Here is a 22,282-nt window from a genome sequence, read left to right on the forward strand (position 1 = left end):
CTCACACCGGCACCGAGGCGGCCCACCCGACCGCGGTCACCGACGTTCCCGGTGGGGATCGTCTGAGCTCCGCGAACGAAGACAGCGGAGATCGCTCCGGTGCAGGAGTACGGGATGGTGGGCTGCCTCGGCGCGGGTCTGCCTCTGTTCGCAGGTCGTCGGGTCCGCTGCCGACGGCGAAGTCGGCGCGTCGCTACTGGACGATGATCATCGTTCTCTCGGTCGCTTCAGCGGGGATCGCTCTGGGCATCCTGGCCTGGGACAATCCGATGCCGATCACGGACCCGGGATTCTGGCTGATCGCGGAGCTGCGGCTGACGAACCTCGTCGTCATCGCCATGGTGGCGCTGTGCCAGTCGTTCGGCACGGTCGCCTTCCAGACGGTGACGAACAACCGGATCATCACGCCCTCGATCATGGGATTCGAATCCCTATACGTGGCGATCCAGACCTCGGCGATGTACTTCTTCGGCGTCACGGCGATCGTCGAACTCAAGGGACTCGTGCCCTTCGTCGTACAGCTGGTGCTCATGGTCGGGCTGTCGCTGGCACTCTACGGATGGCTGCTTTCCGGACGGCATTCCTCGGTGGCGCTCATGCTGCTCATCGGCGTGGTCATCGGCGGCGGACTCGGATCGGTGGCGACATTCATGCAGCGGACGCTGACGCCGAGCGAGTTCGACGTCCTCTCCGCCCGCCTGTTCGGGTCGATCTCGAATTCGGATTCGAGCTACCTGCCGGTATCGATCCCACTGTGCGTGCTGGCCTGCCTCGGGCTCTACCTCTGTTCCTCACGCTTGAATGTGATGGCGCTGGGACGGGACATGACGAGCAACCTGGGACTCAACTACAAGGGCGAGCTGCTCAAGGTCCTCTTCTTCGTCTCCATCCTCATGGCGGTGTCCGTGTCGATGATCGGACCGATGGTCTTCCTCGGGTTCCTCGTCGCGATGCTCGCCTACCAGTTCGCCGACACCTATGACCACAAACGTCTCTTCCCGATGGCCGCGCTCCTCGGCTTCGTGGTTCTGGGTGGGGCGTACTTCGTCATGAAGAACATCTTCTACGCCGAGGGGGTCGTGTCGATCATCATCGAGATCGTCGGCGGCGGCGCTTTCCTGCTCGTCATCCTGAGAAAGGGACGCCTGTGATCACACTCGAGTCGGTCCGCAAATCCTACGACGACGAAGTCTCGATCGGGCCCGTCGATCTGCAGATCCCGGCCGGGGGAGTCACCGCCCTGGTCGGGCCGAACGGCGCCGGGAAGTCGACGCTGCTGACGATGATCGGGCGGCTGCTCGGGATGGATTCCGGTGCGATCTCGGTCGCCGGCTATGACGTCAGTTCGACGAAGTCGAAGGATCTCGCGAAGATCGTGTCCATCCTGCGCCAGGAGAATCACTTCATCACCCGGCTGACGATCCGCCAGCTCGTCGGCTTCGGGCGCTTCCCGCATTCGAAGGGGCGACTGACGACCGCCGATGAGGAGATGATCTCGCAGGCGATCGACTTCCTCGAGCTCGGGGAGCTGGAGAACCGGTTCATCGACGAGCTCTCCGGCGGGCAGCGGCAGCGGGCGTATGTGGCGATGGTGTTGGCGCAGGACACCGACTACGTGCTGCTCGATGAGCCGCTCAACAACCTCGACATGAAGCGGTCGGTGCAGATGATGCAGCACCTGCGCCGGGCCGCCGCCGAGATGGGGAGGACCATCGTCATCGTTCTCCACGACATCAACTTCGCCGGTCACTACGCCGACCACATCTGCGCGGTCAAAGACGGCGCCGTCATCGAATTCGGTGCGCCCGAGGAGATCATGACCGGTGAGGTGCTGTCCAGGGTGTTCGACACCCCCGTCGACGTCATCGACGGACCCCGCGGCCCCTTGGCGGTGTACTTCTGAGCCCAGGCCGGGCGGTGGGAACCGCTGTCCGTGTGTGAGGTCTGCCCGTGCGGTGGCTGGGGTGGTCGAATGGCGATGAAATCGGCGGTCCGTGCCGAATGTGCGGTTGACCGCAGTCGTGGAGACCTGTGTCACAAATGTTGCCGAGAATCCCTTGATTAAACATCTAGAATTGATAGTATTCTGATGACCCGCAGGGCAGATCACCGAAGAACTGCCTCTTCATAGAAACCTCGAAGCCGTGACATTTCAAGGGGGAGACGTTCAACTTCAGGCTTATCGGGGCGCATCTCATCGGCTCATGGTCCGGTCTTTTCGGATTCCGGGCCGTTTAAAGAAACATATACATAGGTTTTAGTTCAGCGAACCTTGTCGTGCCAACACTTCGTACCCACCGGGACCGTCCACGTCCTCTACGTGGTTCGAGCAGACCGTTGTCGGACCGAAGGCGCAGCACAAGGCGAGCTTCGACTCCAAAGAAGGAATCGGGAGCATGGACACTCAATCATCACTCAACCCCGTTGCGAGCAGCACTGCTCACGACGAGGGCGGAGATTTCAAACGGGATATGGGATTCTGGGGCAATCTCGCCCTCGGATTCACCTATCTGTCCCCGGTCGTCGGCGTGTATGCGACCTTCGCCGCGTCGATGGCGCTGGCAGGGCCTCCGGCATTCTGGATGCTCATCCTCGCCGGAGCCGGGCAGCTCCTCGTCGCGACGGTCTTCGGCGAGGTGGTCTCCCAGTATCCGATCGCCGGAGGAATCTACCCCTGGAACAAACATCTGTGGGGTAAGAAATGGGGGTGGATGAGCGGCTGGATCTACATGATCGCCATCAACGTCACCATCGCCTCTGTCGCCTACGGTGCCGGACCCTTCCTCGGGGCGCTCCTGGGCATCGAGATGTCACCGATCGCCAACGTCCTGTTGGCGCTGTTCATCATCTTCCTCGCCACCATCGCCAACCTGTGCGGGACGAAGTTCCTGGCCAATGTCGCCTTCGTCGGATTCGTCGTCGAGATCTTCGCGACGGCTGCGATCGGCGTCTGGCTGCTGCTCACGGTGCGCAAACATGACCTGTCCGTTCTGTTCCAGGACTTCCGCCCGGCAGATCTGCAGGATCAGACGCCATTCGCGCTTGCCTTCATCGGCGCTGCGATCATGGGCATCTACCTCTACTACGGGTTCGAAGCCAACGGCGACGTAGCGGAAGAGGTGCGCAACCCCGGTCGAGTCATTCCCAAGGCTATGCGGATGACGATCTACGTCGGCGGTCTCGCCTCGATGTTCATCGCCCTCGGCCTGATCCTGGCCGTCGGCAGCTTCGAAGACATCATCAACGGAACGATTCCGGATCCGATCACCGTCATCTTCATGGAAGCCTTCGGCCCGGTCGGCTTCAAACTGGTGATGGCGGTCGTCCTCGTGTCGTTCCTGTCCTGCACGATCTCACTGCAGGCTGCCGCATCCCGTCTGATGTACTCGATGGGGCGGGACAACCAGCTTCCGTTCTCACATCTGCTCGCGAAGTTCAGTCGGACTCGTGCGGTTCCTCCGTACGCACTCATCGTGGCCGGTGCGATCCCGTCGGCCGTCATCCTCATCTCCCTGCTGAGCGAGAATGCCCTGCTGGCCATCATCTCCTTCGCCTCCTTCGGCATCTACCTGGCTTTCGCCTCGGTGGTGTTCGCCTCCATCAGGGCTCGAGTGAAGGGCTGGAAGCCCAGTGGAGAGTTCACCATGGGCAAGTGGGGATGGCTGATCTCGATATCGGCGTTGGTCTATCAGGTCTTCGCCATGGTCATCGTCGTGTGGCCGGTGCCGGATGTGCCCTGGTACGACGCTTGGATCGTGGGACTGATGTCGTTGGCCGTCGTCGGTATCGGTGCACTGTATCTGTTCACTTCCCATCCCGAGCGCCGTGGGCGAGAAGGCGGAGATGCCACGCAGTTCGCTCATGCTGTGCCCGAACTGACGAAGCTCGACTGATCCTGGGTTCTGCTGGGCGGCACCACCGCCTCGCAGATGAACGAGAGCGGCTCCTGTCGATATCGACAGGAGCCGCTCTGGTGGTCGAGGCGCCGACGGCTGTTCGACTCAGCTTCTGCCGACTCAGCTTTCGCCATCGCGGTAGAGCAGGCTGAGGTCCACACCGCTCACGTCGAGCGGCGCGCGCGAGTATCCCGGCGGCATCACAGCGATGCGCACACCGGTGCTCAGCTCTCCCGAGTTTCCGACGAGGACCTGATTGTGCCGGCTGAGCAGAGCTGCGCCATGCCCGAGCGGGGCGAGCATCCGAAGCAGCTGCGCTTCGACGTCATTCATGAGAATGTCCATGCCGGCGACGCCGACCTTGCGGTCGTTGACATGGCACGGCACGGTGAGGGTGAGAATGTAGTCATCGACCCCGAGGTGGTCGATATAAGGGCCGGCCAAAGTCCGGCTCCCGGCGTTGAAACCGCCTTCGAACCATTCGAGGTATTCGTAGTCGTAGAAGCGATCCGAACTGCGATCGAGGATGAAGTCCCTCCGTGCGATGCCGTCGCCGTCGGTGATCCACCACTCCAGGCGGGCGGTCGACGGTTCGAGCAGGTCGAGCTTGAAGATGAGTCCAGCTCCATCAAATCCGGGATGTGCGCTGAGGAAACCAGAGACAGCCGCTCCCAGGCCGGCACGAGCAGTCCGGCCGACTTCGAACGGTGGCTCCCCGGCGAAGTCAGCCGTGAGATGAGTGCTGAGCGTCCGTTCGAGCTCTTCCAGATCGGCGAACAGTCCGTCTGCCCAAGCAGAGAGTTTCTGCACAACGCCACGCACCGATGAATCGGTCATGTCGCTCCTCCTTACTGCACCGTCGCCTGGTTCGCGTCGTGCGACTCGATGGTCAGCTTGACGTCGATGAGACTGTAGACAGTCTTCCTGATATTCGCTTCGACCGCACGCTCGGCCCGGTCGATGTCCTGAGCGGCGACAGCTTCGACGATCTCGGCATTGTCGGCGAGGACCTCGTGCTTCTGGGCAGCTGCTCCGGCAGGAGACCATTTCAGGGCCAGGATCTCGCTCTGCAGGCGCATGGATGCGCGCAGCAGCCTCGGTGATTGTGAGACGACCCCCAGCTGTGTGTGGAAGCGGGAATCAGCGGCCGAGCATTCAGCCAGTGTCGTCGCGTCCTCGAGTCTCTGTGCGGCATGGCGGAGTTCGCCGACGGCTTGGGAATGAGCGCGCTGGCAGGCCAGACGGACGATGCCGGTGGCTACGGCGGTGTGCTCATCGCCGTAGTCGCGGTAGGCCACGATGGACAGACTGGCGAGATAGGTGCTGATCTGTTCGTCGGAGGGGAAGGGGACTTTGACGATGAAGGTCCCGCCGCCTCGGCCCCGACGGGTTTCGACGATGCCTTTGTCTCGCAGCAGCGCAAGACTCTTGCGCAGCGTCGCTACGGCGACATTGAATTCCGCGGCCAGCTCGACTTCGGCAGGGAGGCGCTCGCCGACAGAGATCGATCCCAGAGAGATCGCAGACACGATCTGATCGGCAAGGGCGTCGCCATAGCCGAATGGTCCGCTCGATCCGTGAGAAGCAAGCACGTACCTGAATGCCTGGCTCAACAGTCCTGCACCTCCTGAGGTCGCATCGCTTGGCTCGATCCTACCGTCTGGACGGAACCAGCCCGGCGGCTTCGGCGATTGCTCCAGGAGAGGGGCGGCTGAGCGCTCAGGCGTGCGCGGCGGAGACGACCGAGGGCAGCCACTCGAGCGCGACATCGCTCGGCAGATCCCAGGAAGACGCGTCGTGGCGGCCGTACTCACCGACTCGTTCTGCACCGAGTTCGGTGAAGCGGCGATCGATATGCTCGCTGCCCTGCGAGTAAGTCTCTTCGTAGAAGCTGTCACCAAGACCGAACATCGCATATCGGACGCCGGTGAGATCGCCCTCGAAATCGGAGAACTTCGCGAAGAAGTCCTGAGCGGTGTTCGGCAGTTCGCCGTCGCCGTGTGTTGAGCACACGACGATGTAGAAGTTCTCTGCCGTGATGGACTCCGGTTCGAAGTCCTGCAGATCCGAGACTTCGACAGAGCCGCCGTCGGCAGTGATCTGATCGGAGAGGTCCTGAGCGATGAGCTCAGAGTTTCCCGACTCTGTTCCATAGAGGACGACGATGTGCATAGCTATCCTTTCACCAAAGGTTGTGAGGGGGCGGTAGGAGTGTCGGCGGCAGTGCCGTCGGCTCGGAGTTCCGCGACGGTGTCGAGCATCTCGGCATGAGTGCGGAACTTCGTCCGGACTCGCGAGGGTTGTGCGTTGGCCACTTCCGCGGCATCGACGTTCTGCCAGTCAGCGAAGCTCACGGCCCGTCGGCGGAGCGCGTCGGGAAGCGATTCGAATCCGCCGGGATCGTCTCCGATCGGGCACCTGCCCGACTCGACATCGGCGATGATCTCCTTCGCGACCTGATGCGCGTCGGCACGATTGGCAGGAATGGCTCCGACCGGCCCGCGCTTGAGCCAGCCCGCGCGGTAGAGACCGCATTCGAGTCGGCCCGGTCCGTCGGACGGGGCGAAGTCGTACTCTTCGGCATAGTGCCAGTGGCCGGGCGCATTGACGTCGAAGCCGATCGCCGAGATGACGGTGTCGGCCTCGATGGCGCCGCTCACCCCGGCAGGAGCCTCCGCAAGGAGGACGGACTCGACGCGATCGCTGCCGCGGATGCGCGACGGCGTGGCACCGAAGACGAAGTGGACTTCCGCGCGAGTCTGCTCGGGCTCGATGGCCGAGAGGTCCGCGAAGGCCGCTTCTCGTTTGCGGCCGAGAGTATTGTCCTCGGCCGCAGCGGACGAATTGTCGACCGTGAAGGCGACTCCGGGGATTCTGCCGAGTTCGCGGACCATGGCGACATCGGCCTTGGCCGAAGCGATCGGCGAGCGACTGAGCACTGTGATTTCGCGCGCGGGCCGCGCCAAATAAGCATCGAGGGCCTCAGGGCTGATGTCGCTGTCGACGTAGTCGGATGCGGTCTTGATGAGGAACCGCACCATATCGAGAGCGACGTTGCCCGCTCCCACGACCACGACTCGTTCGCCGATCTCAGGCATCGGCAGGTTCGGTCGGGGAACCGTGTTGAGGGCATTGACGATGTCGCCGGAGACGAGCACTCCGTCCAGATGCGATCCCGGAACCGTGAGCGCACGATCGCGCCAGCGCCCAGTGGCGAGGACGACGATGTCGAAGGCGTCGCGCAGTTCAGCCAGGTCGATGTCGCTGCCGACCTCGACGTTTCCGGCGAAGCGGAAGTCCTCTGAGCCGAAGTTGCGATCGAACTGCCGGGTCACGGCCTTCGTGTGCTGGTGGTCGGCGGCAACACCATAGCGGATGAGTCCGTAGGGTGCAGCGAGACGATCGAAAATCGTGATCTCTGCATCTTTCCAGTGACGTCTCAGCGCCTGCGCAGTGAAGCAGCCGCCCGGCCCGCTGCCGATGACGGCGATGCGGCGAGGTGTCTGGGCATTCATTGTTCGGCCTCCATCGGTCGACGATTTCTCCATTGAACTCCGGTGATCGTCCACCAGTCGTCGTGATCGCCGGACCCGTCAGCGACGGCAGATTCGGGACCTCTGTCAGCGATCGGGAACAGAAATCAATAACATCTGTTTTTCAATCATTGCGGATCGCAGTGGATTCGGCAACCCCTTGCCGCCGGATCATCTCTGCCAGCTGGCAGGCCCTTGCTGTCGAAGTGGGCGGAGAAATCAGTGATCGTGGGGTTTGGTGAGTGCAGTCGAGTCTGCTGGTGGGGTGTGGAAATTGCCGTTGAGGTCTTGCGGGACCGCGGCTACTGTGATTTGATTCATAAGTATCATTCATTCATAAGTGAATGTTTAGTTCAGGCGTAGATCAACGAGGATTCGCGGGAGTGTGAACACGATGACCACCACGGTCGATACAGCAGAGATTCCGTATCTCGACATCTCAGACCCGGCGTTCGCCATGGCCTCAGAACAGGTCAGGGACGCACGGGAGCAGTCATGGATCGCCAAGACCAACTACGGCTTCGCAGTGCTGCGCTATGACGAGGTCGCCGCCCTCCTCAAGGATCAGAAGCTCTCACAGGGCAGCGCGCGGTGGCCCGATCATCACGGCGTCCACTCGGGTGCCTTCCACGAATGGTGGAGGCGGAATCTACTCGTCCTCGAAAGCGATGAGCACCACCGCATCCGCCGACTCCTCAACCCTGCGTTCTCGCCGTCGATGGCGCGCAAGCTCGAACCGGAATTCGCGGAGATCGCCGAAGAGCTCATCGCCGCCTTCGTCGACAACGGCGAATGCGACTTCGTGCGCGACTTCGCCGAACCGTTCGCTACGCGCGCGCTGTGCGCGATGATGGGCCTTGACCACAAACACTGGCCATTCATCGCCTCCCGTGCGAACACCGTGGGCTACGCGCTGTCGGTCGAGGTCAAGGAGAAGATCGACGAAGTCGACGAGGCGGTGAGGGAGCTGTACGCCTTCGTCGAAGACCTCATCGAAGAACGACGGGCCGAGCCCGGTCAGGATGTCGTGTCCCGCCTCGTCCACTTCAGCGAGTCGGGAGACAAGCTGGACGCCGAGGAGCTTCGCAATGCCCTCGTGCTCATGCTCTTCGGCGGGATGGACACCACCCGCAACCAGCTCGGTCTGGCCATCCAGACATTCATCCGAAACCCCGATCAGTGGGAGATCCTCGCGCAGCGGCCCGAACTGGCCAAGCCGGCTCTGGAAGAAGTGCTGCGCGTCAATCCGACGACGCGGTGGGTGACCCGGGAAGTCATCGAGGATTTCGACTTCCAGGGCATGCACTTCGAGGGCGGCACAACGGTCCATCTGTTCACCCATAGTTCCGGTACCGACGAGCGCGCCTATCCCGATCCCGATATCGACATCACGGCTGAGGACAGAAAGCCCCACTTCACTTTCGGCGGCGGGATCCATCACTGCCTGGGCCACTACATCGCGAGAGCCGATATGAGCCAGGCTCTGCCGCTGCTGGCCGCCACGATCACCAACCTCGCCTGCCCCGGAGGCGACAGCTGGCTGCCGGACTCGGGGAACACTGGACCGATCAGCCTGCCGCTGACGTTCGACGTCCGCGGCTGAAAATCGACCGCACACAACTTCGGCACCAGCCGAACCCGGAAACCGGCATCGTCGCCGGTCAGCGAGAAGAGGAATGATGACCATCACAACCACGCCCACCACTGAAGATCCGTGCCTGCAGGAGATTCTGCGCCGGAGAGATTCGTCTGACACGAACCTCGCCGAGGCCTTCAAGACCTCGATCCAGAACGATCTCCTCGACAACGGCGCCCTTGAGCGCCATCATTCGGCGAATATGGACAATGACACCGTCGAAGAGATCAAGGAGAAGATCGAACGTTCGGGCGTCGAATACCTCTACTACATGGTCCCGACGCTGCGGTCGCGCACCGTCGCGAAGATGGTGCCGGCCAAGCACATCGTGCGCAATCTGGACAAGGGCGTGAACTTCACCCGAAACGCTCTCATGGACTTTCAGAACGACGTGTTCGGCAACCCCATCGGCGCCGATATCCGGTCGAAGGAATTCGTCGCAATGCCCGAACCGGAGTCGTTCAATCAGCTCCCCTGGGATCAATCGATCGGGCGGATCTTCTGCTCGACCTACGAGCCGGACCACCTCGGTGAGATCGCCGGGCGACCCAACTTCCATGATTCCCGCGCCCATATGAAGCGCACGCACCAGCTGCTCAAGGACCATTTCGGGCTGACGATGAAATCCGGTACCGAACCGGAGATGGTGTGGGTCGGCGAATCGATCAAGCCGAAGACGATCCCCGGTTACAACCCCGCCTACCAAGTCGAATACCTCGAGGGCATGCGCCCCATCTACAAGCGCGTCCACGAGTACGCCAACGCCCTCGGATTCGACATGATCGAAGGAGACTACGAGGACAAGGGGCAGATCGAGCTCAACTGGAATTTCGACGAGATCGAGCAGACCGCGGACCGTCTGGTCACCTATCGGCAGATCTGCTCCCAGGTCGCCCGCGAGTTCGACGTCGAAGCCTCCTTCATGCCCAAACCGTTTATCGGCGAGATGGGCGCAGGCTGCCACCACAACATCTCCCTGTGGGACGAAAGCGGCCGCAACACGTTCGAGGATGAGGGAGTCAAGGACCTCCACCTCTCGCAGATCGGGCGCTGGGTCGTCGGCGGCATCATCAAGAACGCTCCCGCGATGATGCTCATCTTCGCCTCCACCGTGAACTCCTACAAGCGCTTCTGGGATCCGGGCCAGTTCGCTCCGGCCACCGCTGACTGGGGTCTTGACGATCGTGCCTCGATGATCCGTATCTCCTCGAACGGGCGCGCAGAAGTCCGGGTCCCCGACGCCTCGGTCAACCCTTACCTTTCCCACGCGCTGCTGGCTGCTGCCGCGGCGGATGGAATCGGCAACCAGGTCGAACCGCCGGAAGCGGGAGCGAAGGGCGTCGACTTGCCGCGGACACTCGGTGACGCCGTCGAGGCGTTCCGCGACAACGAGTTCATCCGCACCGCACTGCCTCCTCAGCTCGCAGACACCTATCTCGAGATGAAGGAGAACGAATGGGCGCAGTACTGTGGCGCGCTCACGCAGTGGGAGTTCGATCAGTATTGGCAGGCAATCCCGTGAGCGGGGTTCTGCGCTTGGCGTGCATCGATTCGGCCGCCGCGCCTCTGTTCGACAAATCCATCGACGGCGGAGCGACCCGCACCGGCTACGAACCTGAAGCCGCTGCGCTGGTCGCCGATGCTCTCGGCCTCAGCCTCGAATGGCACGTGGTGGCTTGGGACGACATGATTCCGTCGGTCCAGCGCGGTGAGGCCGACGGCGTGTGGTGCGGGCAGGGAATCATTCCCTCCCGCGTGGCACAGCTCGACTTCACCCGCCCCTATGCCGTGTTCAACGAATCCGTGCTGGTGCGGGCCGGCGATCCTGCCCGCGGTCCGGAGGACTTGAACGGATACAAGGTCGCCGCCATCGAGGGCAGCGCGAACATGGCGCTGGCCGAGACCTTCGCCGGAGCCGAACTCATACCCTTCGGCCCCACCGATGATGTCTTCGGTGACATGATCCAAGCAGTCCGCGACCACACCGTCGACGCGATGGTCGACGACGATGTGGTCACCGTTCCCCTCGGCGATGAGCCGGAGTTCGATTTGGCCTTCACGGCCCAGACACGGAACCCCTGGGGCGTCGGAGTGTCCAAGGAACGACCGGACCTGCTGGCGCGGCTTGATGCAGGGATCCGGCAGGTCATCGCCGACGGCTCACTCGAACGCGTGTGGTCGGCCTGGATGCCTCATCTTCCGTTCCCCGCCGAGACCCTCACCGTCGGGCAGCCGACGACGTCGGCGACCAGTGCCGAAGGAGCCGAAGTATGAGTGAGCGGCCGTTGATCGGAGTCCCCGCGATGTCGTCGGCGAAGGTGAATGGCCTTCGCTATTCCGGAAGCGTCGTGGCCGACGCGGTGCTTCGCGCCATCGCGGCGGCCGGGGGTGAGCCGGTCGTCGTTCCCCCTGTCCTCGACAGCGGTCTGCTCTCCCGTGTCGACGGGATCGTGCTGCCGGGCGGTTCGGACATCGATCCGAGACGGTATGGGCAGGAACCCGATGAGACATACGCGGGCACGGACTTCGCCGACCAAGACCGGGCCGATGCGAAAGCCATAGCGGCCGCTGAAGAACAGGGCATTCCCACCCTGCTCATCTGCCGCGGACTCCAACTGTGGAACGTCGAACGCGGGGGCAGCCTCTTCCAACATTGGCCCGAGGCCGGAGTCGGCCACGTCGGAGCCGTCCATGCGGTCGAGGTGACGGAGGGATCGAGACTGGCCGATGCCCTCGGCCGGGCCGGTGCGGTCGACGTCTCCAGCTATCATCATCAGGCCATCGACCGCCTCGGCGAGGGTCTGCAGGTCACTGCCCGCGCCGCGGACGGCTGCATCGAAGCCGTCGAAGATCCGAACCATGCGATCGTGGCGGTGCAATGGCACCCCGAGGATCGCGCGGAGACCGAGCCCGTCGACAGTGCACTCTTTCACTGGGTGGTCGCTCAGGCGAGAGATCGCATGCACAGCCGCATCGGGGCCGCCGTCTGAACCGGCATGGCAGCCGGGAGCCTCGGCACGCGGTATCAGCCACATTGTCGATGGATGAATCCACCAGTCCTAGGAGCGAAGTGAATCTGAACGTCCTCACCCACGATGAGGTGCTGCAGTCCCCACCCGCTGAGACAGCGGATGTCGAGATCGCGGTGGTCGTGCAGCTGAATATGCCCGGTCAGACCGACGATTCGGTCGCCTTGCAGCGGGATCTCACCGTCACGGCCGTCGATGACCTGCATCGCCTCGGTGCTCGGGTGTCGATCCACGATGTCGGAGGGGAGAGCGCCCCGGACGCGGATGTCGTCGCCCGAGCCGATGGCATTCTCGTGCTCGGCGGAGGCGATGTCGATTCCCAGCTGTACGGGCACACCGGGCCGGTGCCGAACGAATACGGCAAGGACCGGCGGGCCGATGATCGGGAGATCGCGATCATCCGGACGGCGATCGCCGAGGATGCCACTCTGCTTGCGCTCTGCCGGGGCTCGCAGCTGCTCAACGTCGCCTGTGGGGGATCGCTCATCCCTGATCTCGACCCCTTCGACCTGCACAAGGGTGCTCCGGGGCAGCCGCTGTTCATCGATGAGGCCGTGGCACTGATTCCCGGCACCATCATCCACGACCTCTACGGGCAGGACGAGCTCACGGTGCGCAATGGCCACCACCAGGCCGTCGACCGAGTGGGGGAGGGTCTGCGCGTGGCCGCACGAGCCGCCGACGGCGTCGTCGAAGCCACCGAACGGATCGAGAACTCCTGGATCCTCGGAGTGCAGTGGCACCCCGAGGAGAACGGCGCCGATGTCCGTGACCGCCAGGTCCTCTTCACTGCTTTCCTCAATCAGGTGAGGGAGCGGAAGGCGGCGGCACTTAGGGTCTGAGCTCGGCGTCTCCCGGACCTGATGGGTCCGTCCCGGGACGGCGTCTCCCGGACCCGATGAACCCGTCCCGAGTCGTCGTTCCGGTGGTGTTCGTCACCGACCGGAACCGGCGCGTACAGCGGGCTTGACTGCCCCGGACCGATGGGTAGAGTAGCGAGCATGAGCGCATTCTCGCGGGTGAGAGGCCGAAATCCGGCATAGGAGATGTCGGTTGCGAATCGGGTCCGAACCACCCGGCACGACGCAGGCATTCCACCTCATCCGATTGAATCGACGCTGTCCAGCCGACATCACCGGGAGTAGCAGTGTTTCTCAGTCTGTATGAACAAGAGCGGTTGATGATCTACACCGCCGGAAAGCTCGCGCTCGAGCGCAAAGAGCGGGGTCTCAAACTCAACCTGCCCGAGGCGACCGCGATCATCACCTCGTACCTGCTCGAAGGAGCGCGCGACGGCAAGTCCGTCGCCGACCTCATGGAATCTGGCCGCCATGTGCTGGCCAAGGAAGATGTCATGGAAGGGGTTCCCGAAATGCTCACACAGGTCCAGGTGGAGGCGACGTTCCCCGACGGAACGAAGCTCGTGACGGTGACAGGACCGCTGCAATGATGAGCAACGAGAACGCCCCCGGCGAGCAGAACGAGGACATACAGCCCCTCGACGACAATCCCTTCGAGAACGTCGAGCTCCAGCCCGAGGAACGCAGCCTCGAGGCAGAACACACCACAGACGACCCCGGCCGCGAATACGACGAGGCCGAGACCACCGTCATCGATGAACCCGGCATCGACGACGACCGCGAACGCCACCCATCCTCCGGTGAGAGCAGCCCGTCGAGCCCCCGCCGTCCCGGTTCCGGCACACGTCAGGCGCCCCGGCAGGAACACGACGCTCCGGTCACCTCGGCCGATCGCGTCATCCCCGGCGAGATATTCCTCAAGGACGAACCGGTCGAGATCAACGCCGGATTGGCTGTGACCGCGCTGCGCGTGGCCAACACCTCGGACCGTCCGATCCAGATCGGATCCCACTTCCATTTCGCCGAGGTCAACCCCGGCCTCGAGTTCGACCGTGCCCGCGCCTGGGGCAAACGCCTCAACGTGCTGTCCGGCGGCGCCATGCGCTTCGAACCCGGAGCCGATGAGGAAGTCGAACTGATCCCGATCCAGGGTGCGCGCATCGCACTGGGATTCCGCGGAGAATGCAGAGGAGAGTTGGATGGCTGAGATTTCGCGTTCGGAATACGTCGCGTCGTTCGGACCGACGGTCGGTGACCGGGTGCGCCTGGCCGATACCGACATCGTCATCGAGATCGAGAAGGACTACTGCGCAGGCGGCGACGAGGTCGTCTTCGGCGGCGGCAAGTCCGCCCGTGAGTCGATGGCGCAGTCCTCGCGCACCCGCGCCGAAGGCACCCCCGACCTCATCATCACCGGTGCGATCATCCTCGACCACTGGGGCGTCGTCAAGGCCGACGTCGGCATCCGCGACGGCAAATTCGTCGCCATCGGCAAGTCCGGCAATCCGGACACGATGAACGGTGTCCACCCGGACCTCGTCGTCGGCCCCAACACCGAGGTGGCCAGCGGCAATGGTCTGATCATGACTCCTGGCACCATCGACACCCACATCCACTTCGTCGGCCCCGACCAGTTCGAGGTCGGCCTCATGGCCGGCACCACGACGATGGTCGGCGGCGGCACCGGACCCACCGAGGGTTCGAAGGCCACCCTGGCCACGCCCGGCCCCTGGTGGCTGGCCCGGATGTTCGAGTCGATGGACCCGTGGCCGGTCAATGTCCTCTTCCTCGGCCGCGGCAACACGATGAACGAAGAGGCGCTGTACGAGCAGCTGCGCGGCGGAGCCGCCGGCTTCAAGATCCACGAGGACTGGGGCGCGACCCCGGCCGTCATCGACAAGGCCCTGTCCGTGGCCGATGACACCGGAGTCCAGGTCGCCATCCACTCGGACACGCTCAACGAAGCCGGATTCGTCGAAGACATGCTCAAAGCGGTCGCCGGCCGGACGTTCCACTCCTTTCACACCGAGGGCGCCGGCGGCGGTCACGCGCCCGACATCATCAAGATCGCCTCGGAGCTCAACGTGCTCCCGGCCTCGACGAACCCGACCCGTCCGTTCACGGTCAATACCGTCGACGAGCACCTCGACATGGTCATGGTCGCCCACCACCTCAACCCGCAGGTGCCCAACGACCTCGCCTTCGCCGAGTCCCGCGTCCGCGCCGGCACCATCGAGGCCGAGGACGTGCTCCAGGACCTCGGCGCCTTGTCGATCATGTCCTCGGACGCGCAGGCGATGGGCCGCATCGGTGAGACCGCCATGCGCACCTGGCAGACAGCGCACCAGATGAAGAAGCTGCGTGGCCCCCTGCCCGGCGACGACCGGGCCGACAACAATCGGGCCCGCCGCTATATCGCGAAGTACACGGTCAACCCGGCCATCGCCCACGGAATCGACTCCTATGTCGGTTCGATCGAACCGGGCAAACTCGCCGACTTCGTGCTCTGGCAGCCCTCGACGTTCGCCGTCCGCCCGCACACCGTGTTCAAGGGCGGAATGGCCGCGGTCGCCGCTCTCGGCGACCCGAACGCTTCGATCCCGACCCCGCAGCCGGTGTCCGAACGACTCGGATTCAACTACCGGACCGCCTCGGCGGCGGCCACGAGCCTTGCGTTCGTGTCCGAGCAGGCCATCGAGGACGACATCGCGGGCAAGCTCGATCGCGTCCAGCGCGACTTCGTGCCGATCACCTCGACGCGCAAGGTCACGAAGGACGACATGATCGGCAACGCCGCCCGCCCCGACATCGAGGTCAACACGGACACCTACGCAGTCAAGATCGACGGGGAACTCGTCGAACACCGGCCCGCCGACTTCGTGCCCATGGCCCAGCGCTACTTCCTGTTCTGAGGCAGCGCTTGAGATCTCGTTCCGCACTGCTCGTCCTCGCCGACGGGCGCCTGCCGACCGGCGGGTACGCCCACTCGGCGGGGCTCGAACAGGCCATCCGCCAAGGCTGGGTCACCGACATCGCCGGGCTGCGCGACTTCCTGCGCGGTCGCCTGCACACGACGGGGCTGATGAACGCGGCCTTCGCCGTCGCCGCGTGGAATGCCGTGGATGAGTCCATCCTCGCCGAGGCGGCCCCCGCCCGGTCGTCGGACGCTGAGTCGACCTCGGGATCGGCGGCAAAGTCGACCGCAGAGTCGACCGCGGGGGCGGCCCCCGCCCGATCATCGAACGCGGAGTCGACCTCAGAGTCGACCTCGGGCACGGCATCGACGACTTCCACTGCAGAGGCCCTGCTCGAGCTCAACGCCGAACTCATCGCGCGCACCCCGTCCCCGGCCCTGCGCCGGATCGGGGCCTGGCTGGGTACGCTCATGCTCCGCTCGATGCGCAGCATCCACCCGCACCCGCTGTTGGAGACCCTGCCCAAGGATCTGCAGCAGCCGCTCGTCTACGGTGCGGTCGGCCGGGTGCTGGGCTTGTCCGATGCCGACACGGCCGCGACCATCCTCCACGAGGCGGTCACGGGACCGGCGACGGCAGCGGTCAAGCTCATGCACATCGACCCGTTCCAGGCTCATGGTGCGATCATCGACCTCGCCGCCGACCTCGACGAAGCAGCTGAGCGTGCCACCGACTTCGGCCGCGGCGACCCGGCCGAGATTCCGGCGCTGAGCGCACCGCTGTCGGACTTCGCCGCCGAACTGCACGAGGGGGACAATGTTCGACTCTTCGCTTCCTGAGACCTGGGCGCTCAACCCGACGGGCTCGGCCAGCGGTATGACCTGCCGGGCCTCGGTCGCAACATCCACGGACGGCACCGGCTCGAGTGGCCGCACCCGCTCCCGCATCGACGGACTGCGTCGCCAGGCCCCACTCGTCCCGCGCCCCACCGGAGCCAGCGGGTTCGAACCCTTTGTCGACGGCGATCCGGACATCGCTCGAGTGGCACTGACGACCGCGGCCGCGGGCCCGCTGGGCGGCGACCATTACATCTTCGACGTCCATGTCGGCGCAGGCTCGACCCTGCTGCTGCGCGAGGTCTCGGCGACCCTGGTCCTGCCCGGAGCCCACGGAGACCCCTCGCTCATGCACTGCCGAGTCACCGTCGAATCCGGCGGCACCCTCATCTGGGTGCCCGAACCCGTCATCGCCGCCCAGGGCTGCCACCACACGCACCGCGTCGACATCGACCTCGCCGAGGATGCCCGCCTGTTCTACCGCGAAGAGCTGCTGCTCGGCCGCCACGGAGAGGAACCGGGAAGCCTGAGTTCCCGACTCAATGTACGCCGAGGCGGCCGCGCCTTGAGCATCCAACGCTTCGACCTCGGCCCCGCCGGGAAGGGCTTCGACACCCCGTCCGTGGTCGGTGGAGCGTTGGGCGTCGGTTCGGTCGTCATCGTCGAACCCGACGGGGGACTGCCGGAAGCGACCGCGATCGCCGACCCGAAATCGGCTCTGCTGCCCATCGACGACACCTGCGTGCAGGTCAACTCGCTCGGCGATGACGGGCTGGCCCTGCGCAAACGCCTCGATGCGGCACTCGCCGCCCTCGGCGAACCCTGGGGCAGGGAGACCGGCTGGTCCGCGGTGCCCCGATGACGGACACCGAGGTGACGGCCCACCGGCCGCCCACCTGAGCGAACACGGAATCGCCGGGGCCGCCTCGGCGAATCGATGAGAATTTCTGAACAGACACGACAATCAGGAGGAGAACATGAGCAACGGAAAGCGCGCACTGCGCCTGGGAATCGCCGGACCCGTCGGGACCGGCAAATCCTCGTCGATCGCGAACATCTGCACGGCCCTGGCCGATGAGTTCCGCATCGGCGTCATCACCAACGACATCTACACCGACGAGGACGCCCGCTTCCTCAAGGCCGCCGGCGTCCTGCCCGAAGAGCGCATCCGCGCCGTCGAAACCGGCGCCTGCCCGCACACCGCGATCCGCGATGACGTGAGCATGAACCTGCTCGCCGTCGAGGGACTCGAAGAGGACTTCGACCCGCTCGACATCGTCCTCGTCGAATCCGGCGGCGACAACCTCACCGCGACCTTCTCCCCGGCACTCGTCGACGCCCAGCTCTTCGTCCTCGACGTCGCCGGCGGCGGCGATGTGGCTCGCAAGGGCGGACCGGGAATCGGCCGCGCCGACCTGCTCGTGATCAACAAGATCGACCTCGGCGAGCACGTCGACGTCGACGTCGAGCAGATGCTCGCCGATGCCCGTGAGGCGCGTGAAGGCCACCCCGTCCTCGGTGTCTCCCGGAAGATGCCCGAGACCGTCGAGGCCCTGGCCGACTGGGTCCGCGAGGTCCACGCCCGCTTCGTCAAGGGCGACCACACTCCCGTCGATCCGGGCCCGATGGCCCCGCACTTCCATGCCGACGAGGATGCCGAGGGCGGCGGATACATGCATACCCACGAAGAGGGCGAGGCGGCGCACAGCCACTGATGACACCAGCGCCGAGGTGGGGGTCGGGTCCCGGCCCCCACCTCGGTGCGTCGACACGAACAGGAAGGACGGCCGCTGTTGGCGGCCGGTGAACGGATGAAGATGCGGAAGGCGACGGCCTGGACGGCCGGTGCGGGAGCACTTGCGCTCCTGCTCAGCGGGTGTGAAGCTCCCAGCGGGGGAGACTCCGATCTGGTCATCGGCACGGAGAACCTCGGCGGGTACAACCCCGTCAACGGCTACTCCGTCGACGGCAACTCGCCCTTCTACGACGGCCTGCTGCGACTGCAGGAGGACCCCGGTTCCGGGAAGATGCCCGAACTCGCACCGGCACTGGCCGCCGAGGATCCGCAGCCGAACGCCGATTCGACGAAGTGGACGGTGAAGCTGCGAGACGATGTCACCTTCTCCGACGGATCGGACTTCGACGCGAAGGACGTCGCCGCCACCTATGAGGCCATCGTCGATCCCGAGGTGGCATCCGAATCGGTCGACGCCTTCCGCATGATCAAGACGGTGAAGACCCCCGATGACCACACAGTCGTCTTCGAACTCGACGAACCGACCCCGACCTTCACCTCGCGCCTGGCCGTCGGCATCCTGCCGTCCGAAGCCATTGAAGAGGGCACCCCGGCCGCGGACTGGAAGGTCAACTCCGAACCCGTCGGCACCGGTGCCTACACCCTCGACTCGCTCACCGAGGACACGGCCGTGCTCAAAGCCCGCGACGACTACTGGCGGACGACTCCGGAGCTGAAATCCGTGACCCTGCAGGCCTATGCCGACACCTCCGCGCTGGCCGCCGCGGTCAAGGACGGCAAGGTCTCCGGCGCCGCCGTGCCGCCGCGCTCGGTCGACCAGATCAGGGGAGAGGGGCAGGAGATCTACACCGCCCGCACCGCGGACTGGCGCGGACTCACTCTGCCCAGTGACAACCCGTTCACCAAGGACCAGACGGTCCGCAAGGCCCTCAATCTCGCCATCGATCGGGAGAAGCTCGTCGACGAAGTGCTCGGCGGCCACGGCACGCCCGCCTCGACACCGGTCGGCGAATTCTACGGCGACGCCTACGACCCAAGTGCCGAGTTCGACTTCGACCTCGATGGGGCGAAGACGCTGCTCGACGAGGCCGGGTGGAAAGCCGGCTCCGATGGAGTGCGAGCCAAGGACGGGAAGAAAGCCGTCATCGACGTCACCTACCCGGCCGGAGACACGGTGCGCGGTGACATCGCCGCCGAGATCTCCGCCCAGCTGGAGAAACTCGGCGTGAAGCTCGAGATCAAGGGCCAGGAATGGGACGAGATCGAAAAGGACCTCGCCGGACAGGCCATCGTCTACGCCGGTGGCGAGCAGCCCTTCAATATCGACCATCAGATCAGAGCCTCACTGCACACGCAGACGAAGACCTCCGGAGTCTTCGACAACCCCGCGAATATGGCCGTCCCAGGCGGGGACGAGCTGCTCGACCACGCCGCCGTCGAAACCGACGAGGCGAAGGCCGATGCCGATTACCGTGAAGTGCAGTCGAAGTACATGGACGCGCCGAGCTACCTCATCGTCGCCTTCCTCGAACACACCTACGTCGCCGACACCGAAGGCTGGAACATTCCCGACACGACGTTCGAACCGCACGTCCACGGCTCCGATTGGGGACCGTGGTGGAACCTGGCCGACTGGAAGAAGAACTGACGTCGCACCCGACCGGTTCCGGGCCGTCCCGGTTCCGGCACATCCTTCGCCGAGGCGGCATCGTCCTCGGCGGGATGATCCTTGCCGGATTGGCCGGCGGGGCTGGGGTGTTCGCCCTCTCCGCGGCGTCCCCGTCCAACCCCTTGGCCCACACCGTCGCCGGGTGGGAGTTCGCATCCGCCGAGGCTCGTGAGAATCTTGCCGCCGCCTATGACACCGGCGGTTGGCTGGGTGCCTGGTGGCAGTGGCTGCTCACGTCCGTGACCACGGGAGATCTGGGGTATTCGCGGCTGCTGCACACCTCCGTCGCCGAGGTGGTGCTCGGCAGAGGTCTCAACACTGTGGCCGCCACCCTGTGTGCCGTGGTGATCACCGCGGCCATCGTGGGCATCGCCTCCGTGCTTCTGGCGAGGTTCCCCGGCCTCGCCCATCATTCGGCGACGTCCGGGCTCATCGGTGCCTGGCTGGCCGTTCCTTCGTTCCTCATCGCGCTCATCATCGTCGTTCTCTTCGGCCGGCAGCTGCCGAACCCGGCCACGAGCGCCCCGATCGCTCTCATTCCCTCTGTGGCGGGGACGATCGCTCTGGCATGGTCGGCGATGCTCATCGCCGCCGCCCGGTCCGCGGCCGCCGAGGTGTGGTCGACTCCGTGGGCGCGAGCCCTCATCGGCCGCGGATTCTCCCCGATGGCCCGGGTGCGCACCGTGCTGCCGTCGATCCTGGCGGCCGTGCGGGCACCGGCGGTCATCTACGTGCCGGTGGTCATCCTCGGTGAAGCCGCTGTCGAGGCGGTCCTGTCCTATCCGGGACTCGGCAATGCCCTCGTCGAGGCTGCTGCCGGCGCCGATCTGCCGCTGCTGGCCACGGTCACGGCGATCGCCGCGGCGGTGACGACCGGGCTGGTGCTCGGTGTGCGGTCGTTCGGCGCCGGGGGTGATGACCGGCACCTGGCCGCCGGTTTCAGTGTCGGTGGTGGCCTGGGCGCCGGTGCCAGTGCCGGTGCCGGTATGGGTGGGGGCGCCGATGCGGGCGCCGGATCCGGTGCCGGTGTGCTCGGGAAGGGGCACGCATGAACCGTCAGGATCTGCTCCCGAGGCGACGTTCGCTGCGTCTCAACCGACGGGTGTGGGGTGCCGTCATCCTCGGAATCGTGCTCGTCCTGCTCATCTGCGGACGATTCCTGCCCGGCGAGGGCACCGACTTCTCACGCGCACTTCTCCCACCCGGTGCCGGCGGCCTGCTCGGGACAGACCATTTCGGCCGCAGCGTGGCCGTGACCGTCTGGGATGCCGCGGGCGGTTCGGCCCTGGCCGCGCTCATCACCGCAGTCGTGACCACCGCGATCGGAGCCGGAATCGGTGTGGTTTCGACTTTGTCGAACGCGCTGTCGAAGATGTCGACGGGACTGCTCATCGCGACCTTGGTCGTGCCCTCGATGCTGTTCACCTTCATCGTGGTCGGCATCCTCGGTGGGGGTCGCACGGCGATCATGGTCACCGTCGCGCTTACACATTGGCCGTTGGCGGCTCAGCTCATCGGGCCGAAGGTGCGGGAGGAATGGGACTCCGGGTGGGTGCGGTTCGATCGCCGCCTCGGTGCGGGTCGGTGGCAGATCCTCAAGTGGCATGTGCTGCCGGCGGCCGTGGGACGGGTGGCGGCGGCGATGGCCGTGATCTTCCCGTCGGCGGTCGTGCATGAGGCGACGACGGCGTTTTTGGGGATCGGTGTCGATCCGGCCGCGGTGTCGCTGGGTCCGCTCATCGCCTGGGGGCAGTCGGATATGACGGTCGGCGCGTGGTGGACTCTGGTCGTGCCGACGTGCGCGCTCATGGTGCTGCTCCTGCCGCCGACGATCCTCGCCCGCCGCCTCGGAGAAGGGCCGAGATCGCTGTGACCGCGCTTCATCTCCGTGACATCACGCTGAGTCTGCCAGGCACCGGGGAGGTGCTGTCCGCTCTCGACCTCGAGATGCGAGTCGGCGGCATCACCTGGCTCGTCGGCGAATCGGGGGCCGGGAAGTCCACGCTGTGCAATCTGCTCGCCGGCCTCAGCCCCGTCGATGCGAAGGTCCGCGGGGTGCTGGATCTCAGTGAGATCGTCGCGGTCCGTGATGGGTTTGGTGGTGCCAGTGAGAAGCGCGATATCGCCGAGGCGGCTCTGCCCTGAGACGGTC

22 protein-coding genes are annotated in these 22,282 nt (G+C 64.9%); 18 read left to right on the forward strand and 4 right to left on the reverse strand.

The annotated features are described in order from the left end of the window. Positions 1–122 precede the first annotated feature (122 nt). From KTJ89_RS18875 to KTJ89_RS18885, 3 genes are all read left to right on the forward strand, one after another. Positions 123–1,151: an iron chelate uptake ABC transporter family permease subunit gene (locus tag KTJ89_RS18875; RefSeq protein ID WP_253903949.1), complete on the forward strand. Its 1,029-nt coding sequence runs from the start codon at positions 123–125 to the stop codon at positions 1,149–1,151. Then, positions 1,148–1,903 (forward strand): iron ABC transporter ATP-binding protein, encoded by a 756-nt coding sequence (locus tag KTJ89_RS18880; protein WP_172172430.1) that lies wholly within the window; start codon positions 1,148–1,150, stop codon positions 1,901–1,903. The genes KTJ89_RS18875 and KTJ89_RS18880 overlap by 4 nt, the downstream gene beginning before the upstream one ends. Before the next feature lie 493 nt (positions 1,904–2,396). Then, positions 2,397–3,893 carry an APC family permease gene (locus tag KTJ89_RS18885; protein ID WP_139906747.1) on the forward strand — a complete coding sequence of 499 codons (1,497 nt, stop codon included), beginning with the start codon at positions 2,397–2,399 and terminating at the stop codon, positions 3,891–3,893. A 123-nt stretch (positions 3,894–4,016) separates the two neighbouring features. On the opposite strand, the gene KTJ89_RS18890 is transcribed toward KTJ89_RS18885, so the two are convergent. From KTJ89_RS18890 to KTJ89_RS18905, 4 genes are all read right to left on the reverse strand, one after another. Next, positions 4,017–4,733: a cache domain-containing protein gene (locus KTJ89_RS18890; RefSeq protein WP_259358918.1), complete on the reverse strand. Its 717-nt coding sequence runs from the start codon at positions 4,731–4,733 to the stop codon at positions 4,017–4,019. A gap of 11 nt (positions 4,734–4,744) precedes the next feature. Next, positions 4,745–5,509 carry a FadR/GntR family transcriptional regulator gene (locus KTJ89_RS18895; RefSeq protein WP_180987786.1) on the reverse strand — a complete coding sequence of 255 codons (765 nt, stop codon included), beginning with the start codon at positions 5,507–5,509 and terminating at the stop codon, positions 4,745–4,747. A 106-nt stretch (positions 5,510–5,615) separates the two neighbouring features. Next, a complete protein-coding gene (locus tag KTJ89_RS18900; protein WP_139906750.1) occupies positions 5,616–6,068 on the reverse strand; it encodes a flavodoxin domain-containing protein in 453 nt (150 codons plus the stop codon). Positions 6,069–6,070: 2 nt separating this feature from the next. Next, positions 6,071–7,411: an FAD-dependent oxidoreductase gene (locus KTJ89_RS18905; protein WP_259358919.1), complete on the reverse strand. Its 1,341-nt coding sequence runs from the start codon at positions 7,409–7,411 to the stop codon at positions 6,071–6,073. 412 nt (positions 7,412–7,823) lie between these two features. Between KTJ89_RS18905 and KTJ89_RS18910 the strand changes: the two genes are divergently transcribed. The 15 genes from KTJ89_RS18910 to KTJ89_RS18980 all read left to right on the forward strand — a co-directional run bounded on the left by KTJ89_RS18910 (position 7,824) and on the right by KTJ89_RS18980 (position 22,275). Continuing rightward, positions 7,824–9,032 carry a cytochrome P450 gene (locus KTJ89_RS18910; RefSeq protein ID WP_259358920.1) on the forward strand — a complete coding sequence of 403 codons (1,209 nt, stop codon included), beginning with the start codon at positions 7,824–7,826 and terminating at the stop codon, positions 9,030–9,032. 76 nt (positions 9,033–9,108) lie between these two features. Next, positions 9,109–10,587 carry a glutamine synthetase family protein gene (locus tag KTJ89_RS18915; RefSeq protein ID WP_259358921.1) on the forward strand — a complete coding sequence of 493 codons (1,479 nt, stop codon included), beginning with the start codon at positions 9,109–9,111 and terminating at the stop codon, positions 10,585–10,587. After that, positions 10,584–11,339 carry a substrate-binding periplasmic protein gene (locus KTJ89_RS18920; RefSeq protein WP_259358922.1) on the forward strand — a complete coding sequence of 252 codons (756 nt, stop codon included), beginning with the start codon at positions 10,584–10,586 and terminating at the stop codon, positions 11,337–11,339. The genes KTJ89_RS18915 and KTJ89_RS18920 overlap by 4 nt, the downstream gene beginning before the upstream one ends. Continuing rightward, a complete protein-coding gene (locus KTJ89_RS18925; protein ID WP_139906755.1) occupies positions 11,336–12,055 on the forward strand; it encodes a gamma-glutamyl-gamma-aminobutyrate hydrolase family protein in 720 nt (239 codons plus the stop codon). The genes KTJ89_RS18920 and KTJ89_RS18925 overlap by 4 nt, the downstream gene beginning before the upstream one ends. 80 nt (positions 12,056–12,135) lie before the next feature. Then, a complete protein-coding gene (locus tag KTJ89_RS18930) occupies positions 12,136–12,936 on the forward strand; it encodes a gamma-glutamyl-gamma-aminobutyrate hydrolase family protein (protein WP_259358923.1) in 801 nt (266 codons plus the stop codon). A gap of 305 nt (positions 12,937–13,241) precedes the next feature. Then, complete coding sequence (locus KTJ89_RS18935; RefSeq protein ID WP_092009102.1) at positions 13,242–13,544, forward strand: urease subunit gamma; 303 nt, start codon at positions 13,242–13,244, stop codon at positions 13,542–13,544. Beyond that, entirely contained in the window at positions 13,541–14,161 is a 621-nt protein-coding gene (locus tag KTJ89_RS18940) for an urease subunit beta (RefSeq protein ID WP_259358924.1), read from the forward strand. Before KTJ89_RS18935 ends, KTJ89_RS18940 begins: the two co-directional genes overlap by 4 nt. Further along, complete coding sequence (locus KTJ89_RS18945; protein ID WP_259358925.1) at positions 14,154–15,866, forward strand: urease subunit alpha; 1,713 nt, start codon at positions 14,154–14,156, stop codon at positions 15,864–15,866. The genes KTJ89_RS18940 and KTJ89_RS18945 overlap by 8 nt, the downstream gene beginning before the upstream one ends. Positions 15,867–15,874: 8 nt before the next feature. Continuing rightward, on the forward strand, positions 15,875–16,708 hold the full coding sequence (locus KTJ89_RS18950) for an urease accessory protein UreF (protein WP_259358926.1): 834 nt from the start codon (positions 15,875–15,877) through the stop codon (positions 16,706–16,708). After that, on the forward strand, positions 16,686–17,567 hold the full coding sequence (locus tag KTJ89_RS18955) for an urease accessory protein UreD (RefSeq protein WP_259358927.1): 882 nt from the start codon (positions 16,686–16,688) through the stop codon (positions 17,565–17,567). The genes KTJ89_RS18950 and KTJ89_RS18955 overlap by 23 nt, the downstream gene beginning before the upstream one ends. Positions 17,568–17,682: 115 nt before the next feature. Beyond that, complete coding sequence (gene ureG / locus KTJ89_RS18960) at positions 17,683–18,420, forward strand: urease accessory protein UreG (RefSeq protein ID WP_259358928.1); 738 nt, start codon at positions 17,683–17,685, stop codon at positions 18,418–18,420. A 78-nt stretch (positions 18,421–18,498) separates the two neighbouring features. Further along, complete coding sequence (locus tag KTJ89_RS18965) at positions 18,499–20,109, forward strand: ABC transporter substrate-binding protein (RefSeq protein ID WP_259358929.1); 1,611 nt, start codon at positions 18,499–18,501, stop codon at positions 20,107–20,109. Further along, entirely contained in the window at positions 20,076–21,182 is a 1,107-nt protein-coding gene (locus KTJ89_RS18970; protein ID WP_259358930.1) for an ABC transporter permease subunit, read from the forward strand. Before KTJ89_RS18965 ends, KTJ89_RS18970 begins: the two co-directional genes overlap by 34 nt. Further along, on the forward strand, positions 21,179–22,003 hold the full coding sequence (locus tag KTJ89_RS18975) for an ABC transporter permease (protein ID WP_259358931.1): 825 nt from the start codon (positions 21,179–21,181) through the stop codon (positions 22,001–22,003). The genes KTJ89_RS18970 and KTJ89_RS18975 overlap by 4 nt, the downstream gene beginning before the upstream one ends. After that, positions 22,000–22,275 (forward strand): ATP-binding cassette domain-containing protein, encoded by a 276-nt coding sequence (locus KTJ89_RS18980; protein ID WP_259358932.1) that lies wholly within the window; start codon positions 22,000–22,002, stop codon positions 22,273–22,275. Before KTJ89_RS18975 ends, KTJ89_RS18980 begins: the two co-directional genes overlap by 4 nt. Positions 22,276–22,282: the final 7 nt, after the last annotated feature.

The sequence above is a fragment of the Brevibacterium sediminis genome (assembly GCF_024895295.1).
GTDB lineage: Bacteria > Actinomycetota > Actinomycetes > Actinomycetales > Brevibacteriaceae > Brevibacterium > Brevibacterium sediminis.